This window comes from Morganella sp. GD04133, from assembly GCF_029835375.1.
Classification (GTDB): domain Bacteria; phylum Pseudomonadota; class Gammaproteobacteria; order Enterobacterales; family Enterobacteriaceae; genus Morganella; species Morganella morganii_B.
Map to the genome: position 1 here is coordinate 58,484 of NZ_JAODZS010000015.1, position 16,934 is coordinate 75,417.

Sequence of the window (16,934 nt, forward strand, 5' to 3'; positions counted from 1 at the left end):
GCGTTTCAGTTTGCGGTTACGGCGCGCTTATCAGAAATTATATTTCACACCGAGCATAACGGCGGTATCACTGTAACCTTTATCCCCGACCTGCTGTGTCACGTTCCCCCACATATTCAGTTGCGGAGAGGCGTTACCTTCCATTCCCAGTTTCACTTCTGCAATATTCGCGGCACCCCCTTGTTTCACCGTATAACTGCCGGTGGTTTCATGGGTCAGTGTTGTACCGAAATCTTTGCTGTTATGAACCCAGGTCAGTTCAGCATACGGTTTGAGCAGTTGATCGTTCTCTCCGCCTTCCTGCGGTGATGATGTCATAAAGGCTTTGACACCCAGCCGGGTCTGAATATTACCGTCACCGTTACCGGAGATACGGGTATTCGACGCTTCGGTATGATCATCGGCTTTGACGCCCATCCAGACAGCCTGTGCTTTTGGCTGAACCCAGAACTGGTGATTCTGACTTTCGCCCGCTTTCAGGATATAACCCCCTTCAAGCGAGGCGGTGAAGCCTTTGGAATCATACTTCTCGGTATCCAGTCCTTCACCGTTCACTTCGTTACGGAACCAGCTGTACTGTACCCAGCTATCCGCGTAAGCGCCGGTGCGGGTCTGACTGTCCGCAAACCAGGTGCCGTACAGGCCGATATTATAGCCGTCACTGGTCCCTTTTGAGCGGGCGTTGCTGCCGGAAGTCACCGACGAGTTATGGCTGCGGGCATAACCGGCCATCAGGCCGGTACGCCACAGATCACTGCCATTACCGCTCCACCGGGCCACATCACCGCCAAACTGTGTCACAAAGCGGTTATCCTGTGTTTTCAGCGTACCGCTGTTATCACGGGAACGATTATGACTGCCCGCGGTACGTAACCACATGGAGGTTGATTTTTTCTCTCCGGTCATGATGTCGGTATACAGGGTTTCGCCGCTGCGGTCAGCCATACTGCTGACAAACATCGTATTTGCCGCCGCCAGGTTTGCGGTGTAGCTTCCGGCTTCCGGACGATCCGGATTTTCAGTGCGTAAATACCAGTTGCCGTCACCCGGTGCTGACGTACTGCCCTGATACAGATGATATTCATAAGCACCGGCAACCACCCGGCCTTCCAGCTCAAAGTTCGCGCCGGACTGCCCGGCAATATCAATAATCTTAATACCGTCAGCCGTATCACCACCGTGACCGCCGATATTATGAACAGTGACTTTACTGCTGCCGTCTGCATTACCGGTGATCACCAGGCGGTCTGTCGCGGCATTATCACCGGCCAGCACCGTATCAAAAATCAGCCTGCTGCCGTCTTTACCACTGTAGTTACCGTTAATGGTGAAATCAGCAAAACTGTTTCCGGTCAGTGCATGTGGCATGATGATGCGCCCGGCGTTACTGACATTGCCATTGACACGTCCGTAACCGCCGATGGCGCCCTGACTGCTGACAGAAACGTTACTGGTCAGACTGACAACATTATTTACCACCGTGACGACCGGATTACGATAACCATCCATATCGCCGACAGTGACTGATGTGACCGGCTTATCACCGCCTAACTGTAATAATCCGTTTTCGACCAGTGTGTTACCCGCAGACACGTGGCTGTCAGTCAGTTGCAGCGTGCCTTTGCCGTTCTTAATAATGTCACCGCTGCCGCTGACCTGATTGGTAAAGGCCCAGGTGGTATCTGTGTTCAGATGCAATACCCCGTCATTCTGCACGCTGCTGTTTCCGAGCTGATCGGCATGCGAAGCGGTAAGCGATGATCCTGCGGCGGTCGAGAACAGGCCGCTGTACTGACGGTTATCACCACTCAGATAAACGGCACTGTTATTGGTTAAATCCACCCGGCCGGTCTGTCCGCTGAGATTATTGGTGAAATTTCCCTGTGTATTACTGAGAACCAGTTTACCGTCATTGCGGATATCGCCGCTTCCCAGTCCGTTCACTGCGTTCAGATTAGCCTGTGCGGCTGCGGCAATGTTCACAACGGCATTGAGTGCGGTGTTTGCCTGAGCAAGCGTCAGTTCGCCGCCGTTCAGGGTCAGTTCACCTTTACCGCTGAGTTGTCCGGCTGCTGTTCCGCCGTTCTGAATCGTCAGATGACCGTCATTCAGCAGCAGTGTACTGCCTTCCGCTGTATTTAATGCGCCGATGGTCTGGCGTGTCTGATTCATATCCGCAGATGTTCCGTCTGCCAGCGCCAGTTCGGATGTCTGTCCCAGCGCACCGTCCGCATCGGCACGAAGATGCCCTTTACGGACAAGGGTCGCACCGGTGTAGCTGTTTTTGCCGTTCGACAGAGAGGCTACCGCGTTGTCATCAACCGCTGCAAATACCAGGTCTCCGCTGCCGGATACCAGTGCGGAAAGCCCGTTGGACTGCGTACCGTTTTTGGCGGCAGTGGCTTCCAGCTTCAGTGCATCATCGCCGGTGGCCAGCAGTTCCAGGGCTTTCAGACCGTAGTTGATATAAAGGCCGTCATACTTCGCCCCGGTTGTCAGTCCGTAATTAAATGTGCCTTTTGCCGATGTGACTGTTGAGCCGGTATTTGACACATTCGCATAGACATCCTGACTCAGTGGCTGACCATTTTCATCGGTCAGCGTCAGCTCACTGCCCGAACCTTTCGCCTGTCCGGAGGCCAGACTGACAATGACCGATCCTTCATCCAGTTCCAGAAGCGACATACCTTCCAGTCCCGGGGTTACGTTACCCGGTAATTTAGCCCGGATTTCACCGCCGCCGGTAACATCAATAGTACCTGCCTCAATCGTGCCCTCTGAGCGGAATTCACCGCTGTAGTCCGTGATATGATTAAAGGCTAATGCACCGCCGTTCATGGTCAGGCCGCCGATTTTCTGCACGCCGTCGGACACGGAGGTGATATTCCCTTCTGAAAGGATCAGGGTTGCATTTGTCAGCGCTGCTGTATTCAGGTTATCCAGAACAAACCCGGTGTTTTTCAGGCTGACATTCCCGGTAAACGCAGAGCCGGTTTTGCTGCCGAAATCAAAGGTATCTGACGCATTATGACGGCTGATATTCAGGGTACCGCTGCCGGTCAGGGCATGGTCAAACCCGGCCAGATCGCTGAGGGTCAGGGCACTGTTGTCCGCGATCCCCACAGCCAGATCCGCCCCGAGTTTCTGTGTGCTGTCGAGGGTGACAGCGGCACTGTCGGTCAGGCTGAGCAGTCCGCTGCCGCTGACATTGTTGGCAAAAATGCCCTGATAACCGGCCAGTTGCAGGGTATCGCCGGCGGCGGCCAGATTCACACTGCTGTCTTTGCCGAGGTTGTTTCCGGCAGCCACACGCAGCAGGCTGTCACCGCTGACCTGCCAGTTACCGAGGAAGCCGCTGTTATCGGCGGTCATCTCCGCCTTGCTGCCGCCGGTGACAGACACCGTGGTGCCGCTGACGCCGTACAGCGCATTGTGAATACTGCCGCTCAGCTTACTGAGAACCAGTCCGGCACCGGCGGCATCCAGATGAACTGCGGCACTGTCTGCGCCGAGGTTTTGTGCCTGCGATACGGTCAGTTTGCCGTTGCTGGTCAGGTGATGTTCGCCGGTAAAGCTGCGGTTATCACCGCTGAGGGTGACGGCGGCCTGTGTGCTGACCTGACCATTTCCGCTCAGGGCATTCACCAGGGTGAGATTATCCGCCAGCAGGTTCAGGGTGCCGGTGACAGCCACCGCCGCCGTGCCGAGGGTGCCGTTGTCACGCAGGGTGACGGAGGCGTTTTTGCCGATCTGCGTGGTGCCTGCCAGACTGCTGTTGGCGGCTGAGACAGACAGATCGCCGCCGGTGACACTGAGGGTGCCGTTACCGGTCAGGCCGCCGGTCGCCGATGAGGTGCCGCCGGCGGAGAGATTCAGTGTCCCGCCGGTGAGATCCACGGTGCCGCTGTTGCTCATGGCACCGCTGTTGAGCACGCCGCCATTACCGAGTGTCACCAGTCCGGCGTTTTCCAGCGCGCCGGTAGTCTGGGTATGACCCGCCAGATTTGCTGCCGCGCCGGTATTCACCTTCAGCGACGAGGTCTGACCGAGGGCATTGTCTGCCCCGAGTTTCAGTATCCCGGCGGTGACGGTGGTGATGCCGCGGTAACTGTTGTTGCTGTTGGCCAGGGTCAGTGCGCCGCGTGAGGCATCAACCTGCAAACCGCCGCTGCCGGTCAGCAGGGCATTCAGCGTCCGGTTGGCGTCTGCACCGGCTTCTGTCGTCAGGCGCAGGGCATCTGTTCCGTCGGTCAGCAGTTCCAGTGCGCTCAGGCTGTATTTCACAAACAGGCCGTTGCCGCCCTTATTGTCCGATGTGGACAGTCCGTAATTGTGTGTGGCATTCGCCACGGTGGTACCGTCCTGTTTCACCGCAGACTGTACCGCCTGGTTGTCGCTGCCGACAGTCACGCCGTTGATCACCAAACCGATATCAGAGGTGGTGCCCGATACCTGTCCGGCGTTGATCAGTGTCTGCATGATATTGCCGCGATCCTGCTCCAGCAGAGACAGATCCGGTGCAATGACCGGTGTTTCATTGTTCCACTCTGCTGTGCCGGATACGGAGACGGTTCCTTTGTTCAGTGCCAGTGTATCGGCATTGATGATACCGGTGGCCTTGGATTGCGGTGCGCCGCCCTCAAACTCCAGGGTACCGCCATCGACGGTCAGGTTGTGCAGCGTGCTGTCCTGCTGTCCGGCGCGGACAGTGCTGTCCGTCCCGGCGGTCAGCGTGGCTTTGCTCAGCGCGGCGGTATTACCGGCAGTCAGATCGAAGGTGGTGTTTTTCAGGCTGACATTCCCGGCAAATGCGGTGCCGGTTTTGCTGCCGAAATCAAAGGTGTCCGCCGCATTATGGCGGCTGATGTTCAGGGTGCCGCTGCCGGTCAGGGCATGGTCAAACCCGGCCAGATCGCTGAGGGTCAGGGCACTGTTGTCCGCGATCCCCACAGCCAGATCCGCACCGAGTTTCTGTGTGCTGTCGAGGGTGACGGCGGCACTGTCGGTCAGGCTGAGCAGTCCGCTGCCGCTGACATTGTTGGCAAAAATGCCCTGATAACCGGCCAGTTGCAGGGTATCGCCGGTGGCAGCCAGATTCACACTGCTGTCTTTGCCGAGGTTGTTTCCGGCAGCCACACGCAGCAGGCTGTCACCGCTGACCTGCCAGTTACCGAGGAAGCCGCTGTTATCGGCGGTCATCTCCGCCTTGCTGCCGCCGGTGACAGACACCGTGGTACCGCTGACGCCGTACAGCGCATTGTGAATACTGCCGCTCAGGTTGCTGAGAACCAGTCCGGCACCGGCGGCATCCAGATGAACCGTGGCACTGTCTGCGCCGAGGTTTTGTGCCTGCGATACGGTCAGTTTGCCGTTGCTGTTCAGGTGATGTTCGCCGGTGAAGCTGCGGTTATCACCGCTGAGGGTGACGGCGGCCTGTGTGCTGACCTGACCGTCGCCGCTCAGGGCATTCACCAGGGTGAGGTTATCCGCCAGCAGGTTCAGGGTGCCGGTGACAGCCACCGCCGCCGTGCCGAGGGTACCGTTGTCACGCAGGGTGACGGAGGCGTTTTTGCCAATCTGCGTGGTGCCTGCCAGACCGCTGTTGGCGGCTGAGACAGACAGATCGCCGCCGGTGACACTGAGAGTGCCGTTACCGGTCAGGCCGCCGGTCGCCGATGAGGTGCCGCCGGCGGAGAGATTCAGCGTCCCGCCGGTGAGATCCACGGTGCCGCTGTTGCTCATGGCACCGCTGTTGAGCACGCCGCCATTACCGAGTGTCACCAGTCCGGCATTTTCCAGTGCGCCGGTGGTCTGGGTATGACCCGCCAGATTTGCTGCCGCGTTAGCGTTGACATTCAGTGATGAGGTCTGACCGAGGGCGTTATCACTGCCCAGTGCCAGGGTACCCGTACGGACAAGGGTATTACCGGTATAATTATTACCGGAATTATTGATGGTGAGTGTTTCTGCACCTGCGTCAATTGCCAGGGCACCGGCTCCGCTCAGGCGTGCGGTTAAGGCTTTATCGCTGTTAACCGCCCCTTGTGTGGAGAGTGTCAGTATTTTGCCGGTCAGCAGAGTCAGGCTATCCAGTTGTGATGACAGACTCAGCCCCGTTCCGGCGCCGGATAAGGCATAGTTATACACGCCGTCAGCCACGGTTTCACCATTCTGAATAACGGCTGATGTCACATTGTTCTGCAGCGCATTTCCGGACAGATCCTGTAAGGAAAGCCGCGCCAGCTCTTCTGCCGTCAGGGTATTGTTACTGCTGATAAGCTGACTGTTTGTTCCGGTGTCGGCATCCAGGAGATTACCGGCGGTATTCAGTAACGGATCAACCTGAATAATGCCGTTACTGCTGACGTTTAATGTTCCTGTGGCAATTTTTCCGTCCCCGGTAAATTGCGTTTTGCCGCCGTTCAGATCCAGATTACCGACCGCCTGTTCCCCGTTTCCGATGGTCAGGGTGGTTCCGCTGCTGTTGGTAAGAGAAGCGTGTGCCAGTGATTGGGTATTCTGGCCGGAAAGCGAAAACAGGGCATTTTTCAGTTGTACATGACCGGTATACGCATTGCCGGTAAGGGCTCCGAATCTGAAGTTGCCGCCGCCGCCGTCAACCGCCAGTTTACCGCTGCCGGTCAGTGCATTATTCAGCTCACTGATTCCGCTCAGATTCAGCGTACCGTCCACCGTCAGTGAACTTCCGTCAAGCTGATTACTGTTGCCGGCATTCAGCGTCCCGACCTGAGCAATCAGCCAGTTTCCTGTAAACGTATTGGCTTTGCTTAATGTGACTGCCGCGTTATTACTCACTACCGCATTACCGTCACCGGCAGCAAGGTGTCCGAGAGAGGCATTCAGAATACCGTTAAATGTATTACCGAACTGAAGCTGACTGTTTTTATCCAGCAGTACCGTACCACCGCTGATATTACTGTCAGCGGCCAGCGTGATATCACTGTCAGTCAGGTTAATATTGCTGAATCCCCGCAGTGTGGTTTCATTTTTCAGCGTGTCGGCGGAGTGATTAAAGTTAAGCGTGTTATTTCCGCTGCCCGAATCAATATCACCCAGATAGGAACTTCCCTGAGTCAGATTATTCAGTGTGAAAATATCATCACCGCTGCCGGTTGTGACGGAGTGGATATCTGCTCCGTTATCAATGTTTACCTGGTTATTGCCGTTACCCAGGTTGATCGCGCCGGTACTTTTTGAGCCAGCACCCAGCGTCAGTATATCGTTACCGTTTCCGGTGGTCAGAGAACCGGAAAGTGTGCCGTTATTGGTGATAGTCTGTGCGGCGTTTCCGGCAAATTTCACATCTCCGCCGATCGTGCCGTTATTGATCAGTGTACGCCCGGCGGTGCCGGTAAAGCTCAGTGCTGTCGCACCGGCGGCATTCAGCTGAATATTCTGACCGATGGTGGTGATATTACTGCTGCCGTCGGCAATACTCAGCGCCGTTCCCTCCGGACTGGTCACATTGACGGTCAGTTTGCTGTTGCTCAGATCAACACCACCGCCGGTAGTAACAATCCCGTTACCGGCACCGTTGACGTTGATATCCAGTGCGTCGCTGTTCAGCCCGGATAACGCGGTGTTAGTCAGGGCAATACCGGTACCGGAGCCGTTCACATTGATGGTGTTATTACCCTTCTGACCGGCTTTAAATGTCAGTCCGCTGATATCTGATAACCCGGTACCGTTGAGGACATTCAGGGTAACACCGGTCAGGGCAGCCTGCGCCGCTGCCGTTTTGGCAAACATATTACCGGTGCCGTTCAGATTAACGGTGATATCGGTAAGCTGGTGAGTACCATCATTCAGTTTAAACGCAGTGGCGCTGCCACTGGTATTGATGACACCGCCGAGCATATTGATTTGTGCTTTCAGCAACGATTCAACGGCATTCCCCGATGTGGCATTGATCGTACCCCCGGTATTATTAATATTGACGGTCTGCTGATTGGCTGATGAAACGCTGATGCCGTTCGCTGTACTGGTAATATCACCGTGGTTTTCCAGTGATGCGGAACCTGTTCCGCTGTGAACTGCTTTTATACCGGTTACCGCTGTTATTTTACCGCCGGTTTTGTTTTCCAGTACGATATTGCCGCTCCCGGCATGTGCGGCGCTGATCCCGGTTCCGGTAATCAGTTCACCACCGGAGGCAAGATAGATATTACTGCTGTTTCCTGCACCTGTTTTCGTTGCCAGAATACCGTTGCTTGTTGTACCGCTGATATTAATCAGTGAGCCGCCCGCCAGGTTAAATACCACATCTTTATTTCCTGTCGGGCCGTTATCGTATCCGGTGCTGATACCGCCGCTGTTACTGACGCCGTCACCGGTAGTAAAATTAGTACCGTTGAACCGCGCGATACGGAGTGAAACCCCGTTACCAAAACCATTAACCGGGTCATAGGAACCCAGCACAAGACCGTTATTATCACTGCCAAAAATATTTTGATCGGATGTTAAGGAAAACGCTGCACCATCGTCCATCAGATACTGATAATGCTTATTACTTGACCCTGCACCATTGGTCAGGTTTGGTGTTTTTATACTGACATCGGCATCGGCGGTAAAACGAATAATACTTTCCGCCGGAGAGGCATTCGACCAGAAGACGGCCGGGTAGGAACCTGTCGTGGCATTGATAGTTAATTTACCGGTGAAATTAATTTTGTTTGCCTGAGCAAGCTGATGGTTGGTGCCGAAGGTCAGAGCAATGGGGGATGTTATATTACCGAAGGTCAGTTCGCTGCTGGTATTCTGGGAAACAGCATTGCCCATATTGCCCAGAACGGCGATCATACTGTCAGTAACCGAACCGATATCATCCAGAATAATATTAATTTTTGTTGATGCATTTGCGTCGGTTTTAAAAATGTAATTACCAATAGACGTTGAGCTCACTAAGCCTGATAAATTACTGACTGTGAAAGTGCTTTCATTAGCCCAGTTAGCATTATTAAGGTTGTTGAAGTTAAACGAAGAGGTTCCGGTGTCAAGTTTATATCCGCCACCATCAATCACAATGTTTTGTTTGGTATTTTCTGTCAGTTTAACATCAATGTTACCGGTGAGTTTAATATCGTTAAGAAATAATATTGTTGTTTTATCACCGGTTGTCAGCGCATTTCTTAATTCAGTAAATGAGGATACGCTGACACAGGAACTGCTGGCCGCGCACTCAGAAGGGCTGATTGCATAAGCAGGAATTGCGGTAAATGCGGACAGGATCGCGGTCGCCAGAAAATGCAGTTTAAAGTAACGGCTCAGGCGGGAAGCGGAATGCTGTGCAATTGACAGGGAGCGGCCTGATGCTGTTTTCTGTTTTCCCTTGGCCAGTTCACTGGCGACAACCCAGGTATTAAGAACCTTGCTCCATACAATACGGTAAATAGTATTCATATCCAAACCATTCCTTTTTTGATTAATTCTTTTGCTGTCTTTAAAAAAGACAACGGAAATAGCACTCTTAAAGTGAGCGCGTATTTTTACGTAAGAATTGGTCTTGTATTAAAATAAAGGTAATTAATACAGACGCATTGTGGTGTACAGAAATTAATAGTCTTATAAAACAGAAAAAATATATTTTTATAAAATTAAGAGTAATCGGAAATATTCCGGAGTAGTGAAAATACTACCGAAAGAAAATATAAAATGATAAGTAAATATTACCGGGGCGGCTAAAAAATGATAATGCTTCGGCGGGATGAACATTATGTGATGTAACAGGAAAAAACCGTGTTATAAAAAAAAATACAGGATACATCACTACCCCGGAAAGGGTGTTCAGTCCGGAGGCAGGCAGAGCGTTGCGTATAACCGGACTACATTATTCTATTAAAAAAATAATGCCGGTCACGTGTGTGACCGGCATTGATGCATAAACGTCTTTTGGTATATCCGCAGAGGTTATTTTTTCATGACCCGCAGCAGGCGGACAGCGTTGGCGGTCACCAGTGCGGTTGCTCCGGAGTCAGCCAGAACCGCAACCCACAGGCCGGTCAGCCCCATCAGAGTGGTGACCAGGAACACCGCTTTCAGCCCCAGCGCGATAGTAATGTTCTCGCGGATGATCTTACGGGTGGCTCGTGACAGCGTGATCACTTCGGCAATACCGGTCAGGCGGTTATGAGTCAGTGCGGCATCGGCGGTTTCCAGTGCCACATCGGTCCCGCTGCCCATGGCAACCCCGATACCGGCCGCTTTCATTGCCGGGGCATCATTGATACCGTCGCCGACCATCATGGTGTGATGATCGTTATTCAGCGCCATCACCGCTTTGACTTTATCTTCCGGCATCAGTCCGGCGCGGAAATCCATGCCGATGGTACCGGCGATAGCGGCGGCTGCACGCGGGTTATCCCCGGTCAGCATCACGGCGCTGACACCCATCGCTTTCAGCTGACCGATGGCCTCAATGGCATCACTGCGCAGCGTATCCTGCATGGCGATAAGTCCGGTCAGCTGGTTGCCTGCAACCACAGCAACGACCGTTTTCCCTTCATTTTCCAGCCGGGTGACGTCTGCCGCAGCGGCTTCCGTCAGCAGACCGTCAGCCAGTTTACCCGGTGCGCTGACCAGGATGGTCACACCGTTGAGAACCCCGTCAACCCCTTTACCGGCATGGGCTTTGCGGTTTTCCGCTTCGGTGATGGTCAGCCCCTGAGCCTCAGTACGCTCCAGAATCGCTTTGGCTAACGGATGATGTGACCCGCTTTCCACGGCGGAGGCAAACATCAGCACATCGGCATCACTGTGATTATTCAGGGCAACAATATCAGTCACCTGCGGTTTACCTTCTGTCAGCGTACCGGTTTTATCCAGCGCGACAGTGGTCACGGTACCCAGCTGCTCCAGTGCGGCACCGCCTTTGATCAGCGCACCACGGCGGGTGGCGGCAGCCAGCGCGGAGGTGATTGCCGCCGGGGTGGAGATAACCAGCGCACACGGACAACCAATCAGCAGCAGTGTCAGACCCCGGTAGATCCACGGATACCATTCCTGTCCCATAAACAGCGGCGGAATGACAATCACCAGGGCAGAGAACAGCATGATCATCGGCGTATAGTAACGGCTGAAGCGGTCGATAAAGCGCTCGATTGGTGCCCGGCGCTCTTCCGCTTCCTCGATCAGTGTCAGAATGCGGTCGATGGCGTTCTGGCCCTGCTCGGAGACCACTTTCATCTGCACTGCGCGATCCACTGACAGCGAACCGGCGGCCACTTTTTCACCCTGTGCCCGCTCAACCGGGACGGATTCCCCGGTCAGGGCACTTTCGTCAAAGCTCGCAAACTCACTGAGCAGCTCAGCATCTGTCGGCAGGCGTCCGCCCGGTGCGATTTCAATAATGTCACCGGGACGCAGCTGTGCAACCGGTACGGAGACTTTCTGCCCGTCCTTAATCACCACCGCATCTTCCGGCACCAGTGCCATCAGCGCGCTGACACCCCGCCGAGCGCGGCCTGCCGCATAGGATTCCAGCATTTCGCCCAGCAGGAACAGCAGGATAACCATGGCTGCTTCTTCAGTGGCACCGATCACAATGGCACCGACTGCCGCGACCGTCATCAGCGTTTCAATCGCAAACGGCGTACCGGAGCGGATAAGACGCAGCGCGCTTTTGGCGATCGGGAACAGCCCGATCAGCGTTGAGGCGATAAAGGCGTATTTGCCCAGCACCGGATTTACAAACTCCAGCGCATAGCTGAGTGCAATCAGCACCGCAAGAATCAGCATCGGTGTTGCCTGTTTCAGCAGGCTCTGCTCTTCTTTTTTCTTCGGTGCGGCACTGCCGCCGTTCAGATCCCATAGGACAAATCCGGCCTGCTGCACGGCACTGGTCACATCCGCGCGGACATCCCCGGCAGCATCCACCACCAGTTTTTCCGTGGCAAACATCACTTTTGCCTGGGTGACCGCCGCAATTTTCAGAACGGCAGTTTCAATCTTGCGCGCACAGCTCGGGCAGTCCATCCCTTCCACCTGCCAGTTGTAACGCTGGCTGCCGCTTAATTCAGGCGGCGCGGTATCATCGGCGGCGGCGTGATCGTGTGAACAGCAGCTGCCGTGTGCGTGTTCATGACTGGTGTGGTCATGGTCGTGTTCAGAATGCGCATGATCGTGCGGGGCATGACCATGCGCACGGGACTCATCGTCGTCGTGTTCCGGATGTTCATGCTCACTGTGATCGTGTGCGGCAGTGGCGTGTGGCTGATGAGCCTGTGACTCACTTTTTCCGCCGGTGGTGCAGGCAGATTTGCTGCCGCAGCAGCTGCTGCTGTGAGTATGCTCATGATGTTCTTTGTTAGGGTGCATAAACACCTCCCTGTTCAACGGTGAGTTGATGTTAATTTTTCTCATTAACAGGAAGTGTACACATTGGAGTCTACTCCAGAGTCAACAACAGGGGCGCATAATTATTGGCAAATTGTGCGCTCCTGTTGTCAGAAGCAGAATTACATCAGCGTGATGGCGCGGACAATCAGGAAATGTCCGAGGAAATAGAAGGTGGAGTAAATCGCTTTTGCCAGTTTAAAGGTAAACAGGAAGCGGTTGATCAGCCAGAGGATCAGGTTCAGCACCAGACAGAATGCCCCGATCATCAGGGAGAAGTTGTAATCGGTACCCAGCCCGAAGAACTGCTCTCCGGCAAGCCAGCCCATCACCAGCGCACTGAGCAGTGCTGTCAGCACCGGTACTTTATGATCGCCGAGTTTGTACCAGAGCAGCGCAAGTACCGCGATGGCAATCACCGGCATGGCAATCATCAGCGGAATATAGAAGGTAAAATTATTGAGCAGGGCGAAACTCAGGGCATAGAGCAGATAAAACACAGCACTGGTATACAGCGACAGGTCGATTTTATTATCAGCAACCAGGCGGATGGTATCGGAGACAATAGCCACTAACAGCCCGACACACACCAGATACCCGGAGATATCCAGCCCGTAATCCCCGCTCCACGCCCACAGCAGCAACAGCAGCAGGGTGACGGGACGGAAAACCCAGCGCTGCCAGTTTGGTCCCCGGTAGGCGGCGTCGATATAGAGCCAGCCGGAAAAAAGTACAGCAATAAATGGCCAATTCATAGGGTGTCCTTGAGGTATGTTGATGGCGATTAACACCTGAATATTTGATAATATCCCGTATTTACAGAACACGATCAACCAGATTGCAGGAAAACAACCATACTCATGAATAAATTCGGTTTGTTAGGTTTTATTGTCGCTGCTTTGATTATTATCCTGGCGACCCGCCGCTTCTTTGAACAGCGCAAACAAAATGAGATAAATGACCACGCTGCGGTGGCGGCATATCAGGTCACGGTGACAGAGAAAAAGGATTATCCATATCCGAATATGCGCTCCCGTGAGCGGGATGTGGTTTTCCCGGAAACCTTCCGTTATGAGGTGCATTTCACGCCGCTGTCGGGGAAACCCATTGTGGTGTATATCAAAGAGGATGAATATAAGGCGATTACCCTGCATTCACGCGGAACGCTGTCAATGCAGGGGACGAGGTTTATCCGTTATGAGCCGCTGCGCTGATCAGGGTTTATCCTGATCTTTCAGTTCTGCCTGCTGGCGGCGCAGCAGGGCGAGCAGTTCAAACACACCGAATAAAAAGACGCGCACTTTACCGGCGGCGGTCAGTTTTTTATCCTGCGGCTGACCGGCATTAAACAGCGCCATCAGCAGCCCGTGCATCACCACCATAAAAAAGGTGGCGATATGCATAAAGATATTCAGCGGTTTCGGGAACGGATGCACCAGGCTGAAAATCAGAAAACCCCAGACAGCCAGCATCAGTATGCGGCCAATATTAATCAGGAACATACGGACTCCTGTTCAGTCGTCTGCGTCTGACGCAGATAAAGACGATATGCAACCTGGCCGGCCACCTTCTCCCGGTGGCACACCCAGTTATCCGGAACAACCAGTGTGTCTGATTCCGCCTCGGCTTCAATGTAGATCATTGCCTCCGGGCTGAGCCAGTTGTTTGTCTCCAGTAAATCAACGGTTTCCTGAAGCAGTCCTTTACGGAACGGCGGGTCGAGAAACACCACATCAAACGGCGTTCCCGGCTGCGCCAGAAACTGCAGGGCACTCTGATTAACGACAGTGGCCTGTTCACACTTGAGCAGACGGGCATTGGCGCTGATCTGAGTTGCAACGGCGCGGTTGAGTTCCGTAAATGTCACAGCAGAGGCATAGCGGGAAAGTGCCTCAAAACCGAGTGCGCCGCTGCCTGCGAACGCATCAAGACAGCGCGCGCCGTTAATTACCGGCATCAGCCAGTTAAACAGGGTTTCGCGCACGCGATCCGTGGTCGGGCGCAGGCCGTCATGTGTCAGAACCGGCAGTTTACGTCCGCGCCAGAGACCGGCGATAATGCGGATCTGCCCTTGTGGTGCGGTTTGAGCTTTTTTAACCATAACCTTCGTAACTTATTAATTCTGAAATTATTAATTCAGAAATATGAATAACAGACAGGAAAATAGCGGAATATTATACGCAGGTTTTGTAAGAATTCGTTTAAATTTAATATGAAATTACGGAAAGCCGATGCGCAACCATCCTGTGAAATGATAGACTGCGTCTGATTTGCAACTAATGATGATAAAGACGCCATATCTGCTCAGGATTTTCCGGACATACCGTGCCGGAAGGTGACGGGTGGCAGTATGCAAGGAGTATAGTGGCTGTGGCAAAAGAGAAGAAAAAAGGTTTTTTTTCCTGGCTGGGTTTTGGTCGTAAAGATGACGAACAGGCAGCACAGGAAGAACAGGCGCGTCTAGCGGAAGAGCAGGCGCGTCGTGATGAAGAAGCAGCAGAAGAAGCCCGTCAGGCGGAAGAGCAGGCGCGTCGTGATGAAGAAGCGGCGGAAGACGCCCGTCAGGCGGAAGAACAGGCCCGTCGTGATGCCGAAGCGGCTGAACAGGCACGTTTAGCGGAAGAGCAGGCCCGCCGTGATGCCGAAGCGGCTGAAAAAGCCCGTCAGGCGGAAGAACAGGCCCGTCGTGACGCGGAAGCGGCTGAACAGATCCGTCAGGCAGAAGCGCAGACCCGCCGTGATGCAGAAGCGGCGGAACAGCAGCGCTTTGCACAGGAGCAGGCGCGCCGCAATGCTGAAATCACCGAACAGCAGCGTCTGGCAGAAGAAAAACGTCTGGCGGAAGCGCAGGCGGCAGAGCAGCAGCGTGCGGAAGAAGAACAGCGCCGTCTGAAGGAGCAGGCACTGCGTGATGCGGAAACCGCTAAACAGCAGCGTCTGGCAGAAGAAAAACGGCTGGCGGAAGCACAGGCGGCAGAGCAGCAGCGTGCGGAAGAAGAACAGCGCCGTCTGAAGGAGCAGGCACTGCGTGATGCGGAAACCGCAAAACAACAGCGTATCGCGGAAGAAAAACGGCTGGCTGAAGAACAGGCAGCTGAACAGCAGCGCGCGGAAGAAGAACAGCGCCGCCTGAAAGAGCAGGCACTGCGTGACGCGGAAATTGCGAAACAACAGCGTATCGCGGAAGAAAAACGGCTGGCAGAAGAACAGGCCGCGGCACAGCGCCGTGCGGAAGAAGAACAGCGCCGTGCGCAAGAGCAGGCACTGCGTGATGCGGAAGCAGCAAAACAGCAGCGTATCGCGGAAGAAAAACGGCTGGCAGAAGAACAGGCCGCAGAGCAGCAGCGCGCGCAAGAAGAACAGCGCCGCGCGCAGGCGCAGGCACTGCGTGATGCGGAAGCGGCAAAACAGCAGCGTATCGCTGAAGATAAACGCCGGGCGGAAGAAGAAGCCGCAGAGCAACAGCGTTTAGCGCTGGAGCAGAAACAGCGTGACGCCGAAGCCGCTGAACAGGCGCGTCTGGCGGAAGAACAGCGCCTTGCGCAAGAGGAAGAAGCCCGCCGTCTCGCGGAAGCTGAAGCTGAAGCGGAAGCACAGGACGCGGTACTGGTTGAAAATGAGTCGCCGGCCCCGGCAGAGACACAGGAAAGACCGGCAAAAGAAGGGTTCTTTGCCCGTCTGAAACGCAGTCTGGTACGCACCCGTGAGAATATCGGCTCCGGTTTCTTCGGGATCTTCCGTGGTAAAAAGATCGATGACGATCTGTTTGAAGAACTGGAAGAACAGTTACTGGTGGCAGATGTCGGTGTGGAAACCACCCGCAAGATCATCACCAGTCTGACTCAGCATGCCAGCCGCCGTGATCTGAAAGATGCGGAAGCCTTATATGTTAAACTGCGCGAAGAAATGGGCGAGATCCTGGCAACCGTCGATAAGCCGCTGGAAATTGGAGATAAAAAACCGTATGTGATCCTGATGGTCGGCGTCAATGGTGTCGGTAAAACCACCACCATCGGTAAAATGGCGCGTCAGTATCAGGCTCAGGGTAAATCTGTCATGCTGGCTGCCGGAGATACCTTCCGTGCCGCTGCGGTGGAACAGCTCCAGGTCTGGGGCGAGCGCAACAATATCCCTGTCGTGGCGCAGCACACCGGCGCGGACCCGGCCTCGGTGATTTTTGATGCCATCCAGTCCGCCAAAGCCAAAGGGGTGGATGTGCTGATTGCCGACACCGCAGGGCGTCTGCAGAACAAAGCGCACCTGATGGAAGAACTCAAGAAAATCGTGCGGGTGATGAAAAAACTCGATGAAGATGCCCCGCATGAAATTATGCTGACATTAGATGCCAGCACCGGACAGAACGCTGTCAGCCAGGCGCGTCTCTTTAATGAAGCGGTCGGCCTGACCGGGCTGACTCTGACCAAACTTGACGGAACGGCGAAAGGTGGTGTGATCTTTGCCATCGCAGACCAGTTCGGTATTCCTATCCGGTATATCGGGGTGGGTGAGGGTATTGAAGATCTGCGTCCTTTCAAAGCCGGTGATTTTATTGAGGCACTTTTTGCCCGGGAGGATTAATCATC

General features: G+C 54.4%; 7 protein-coding genes. 2 read left to right on the forward strand and 5 right to left on the reverse strand.

Going from position 1 to position 16,934, the window contains the following annotated elements:
- Positions 1 to 30: 30 nt before the first annotated feature.
- From N7387_RS09165 to N7387_RS09175, 3 genes are all read right to left on the reverse strand, one after another.
- A complete protein-coding gene (locus tag N7387_RS09165; protein WP_279798349.1) occupies positions 31 to 9,420 on the reverse strand; it encodes an autotransporter outer membrane beta-barrel domain-containing protein in 9,390 nt (3,129 codons plus the stop codon).
- Between the two features lie 507 nt (positions 9,421 to 9,927).
- Positions 9,928 to 12,333 carry a zinc/cadmium/mercury/lead-transporting ATPase gene (locus N7387_RS09170; RefSeq protein WP_279798352.1) on the reverse strand — a complete coding sequence of 802 codons (2,406 nt, stop codon included), beginning with the start codon at positions 12,331 to 12,333 and terminating at the stop codon, positions 9,928 to 9,930.
- Positions 12,334 to 12,473: 140 nt separating this feature from the next.
- Positions 12,474 to 13,106, reverse strand: coding sequence for a lysoplasmalogenase family protein (locus tag N7387_RS09175; protein ID WP_262860840.1), 633 nt, complete (start codon positions 13,104 to 13,106; stop codon positions 12,474 to 12,476).
- 105 nt (positions 13,107 to 13,211) lie between these two features.
- On the opposite strand from N7387_RS09175, the gene N7387_RS09180 reads away from it, so the two are divergent.
- Positions 13,212 to 13,565, forward strand: a complete 354-nt coding sequence (locus N7387_RS09180) for a DUF2500 domain-containing protein (protein WP_262860841.1) — start codon at positions 13,212 to 13,214, stop codon at positions 13,563 to 13,565.
- Here N7387_RS09180 and N7387_RS09185 read toward each other — a convergent pair whose 3' ends face one another.
- Together N7387_RS09185 and rsmD are read right to left on the reverse strand one after the other, a co-directional pair.
- Positions 13,566 to 13,853, reverse strand: coding sequence for a DUF1145 family protein (locus N7387_RS09185; RefSeq protein ID WP_025151899.1), 288 nt, complete (start codon positions 13,851 to 13,853; stop codon positions 13,566 to 13,568).
- Positions 13,844 to 14,452 carry a 16S rRNA (guanine(966)-N(2))-methyltransferase gene (rsmD, locus tag N7387_RS09190; RefSeq protein ID WP_279798357.1) on the reverse strand — a complete coding sequence of 203 codons (609 nt, stop codon included), beginning with the start codon at positions 14,450 to 14,452 and terminating at the stop codon, positions 13,844 to 13,846. Before rsmD ends, N7387_RS09185 begins: the two co-directional genes overlap by 10 nt.
- Before the next feature lie 269 nt (positions 14,453 to 14,721).
- Here rsmD and ftsY point away from each other — a divergent pair, with 269 nt between their 5' ends.
- On the forward strand, positions 14,722 to 16,929 hold the full coding sequence (gene ftsY / locus N7387_RS09195; RefSeq protein WP_279798429.1) for a signal recognition particle-docking protein FtsY: 2,208 nt from the start codon (positions 14,722 to 14,724) through the stop codon (positions 16,927 to 16,929).
- Positions 16,930 to 16,934: the final 5 nt, after the last annotated feature.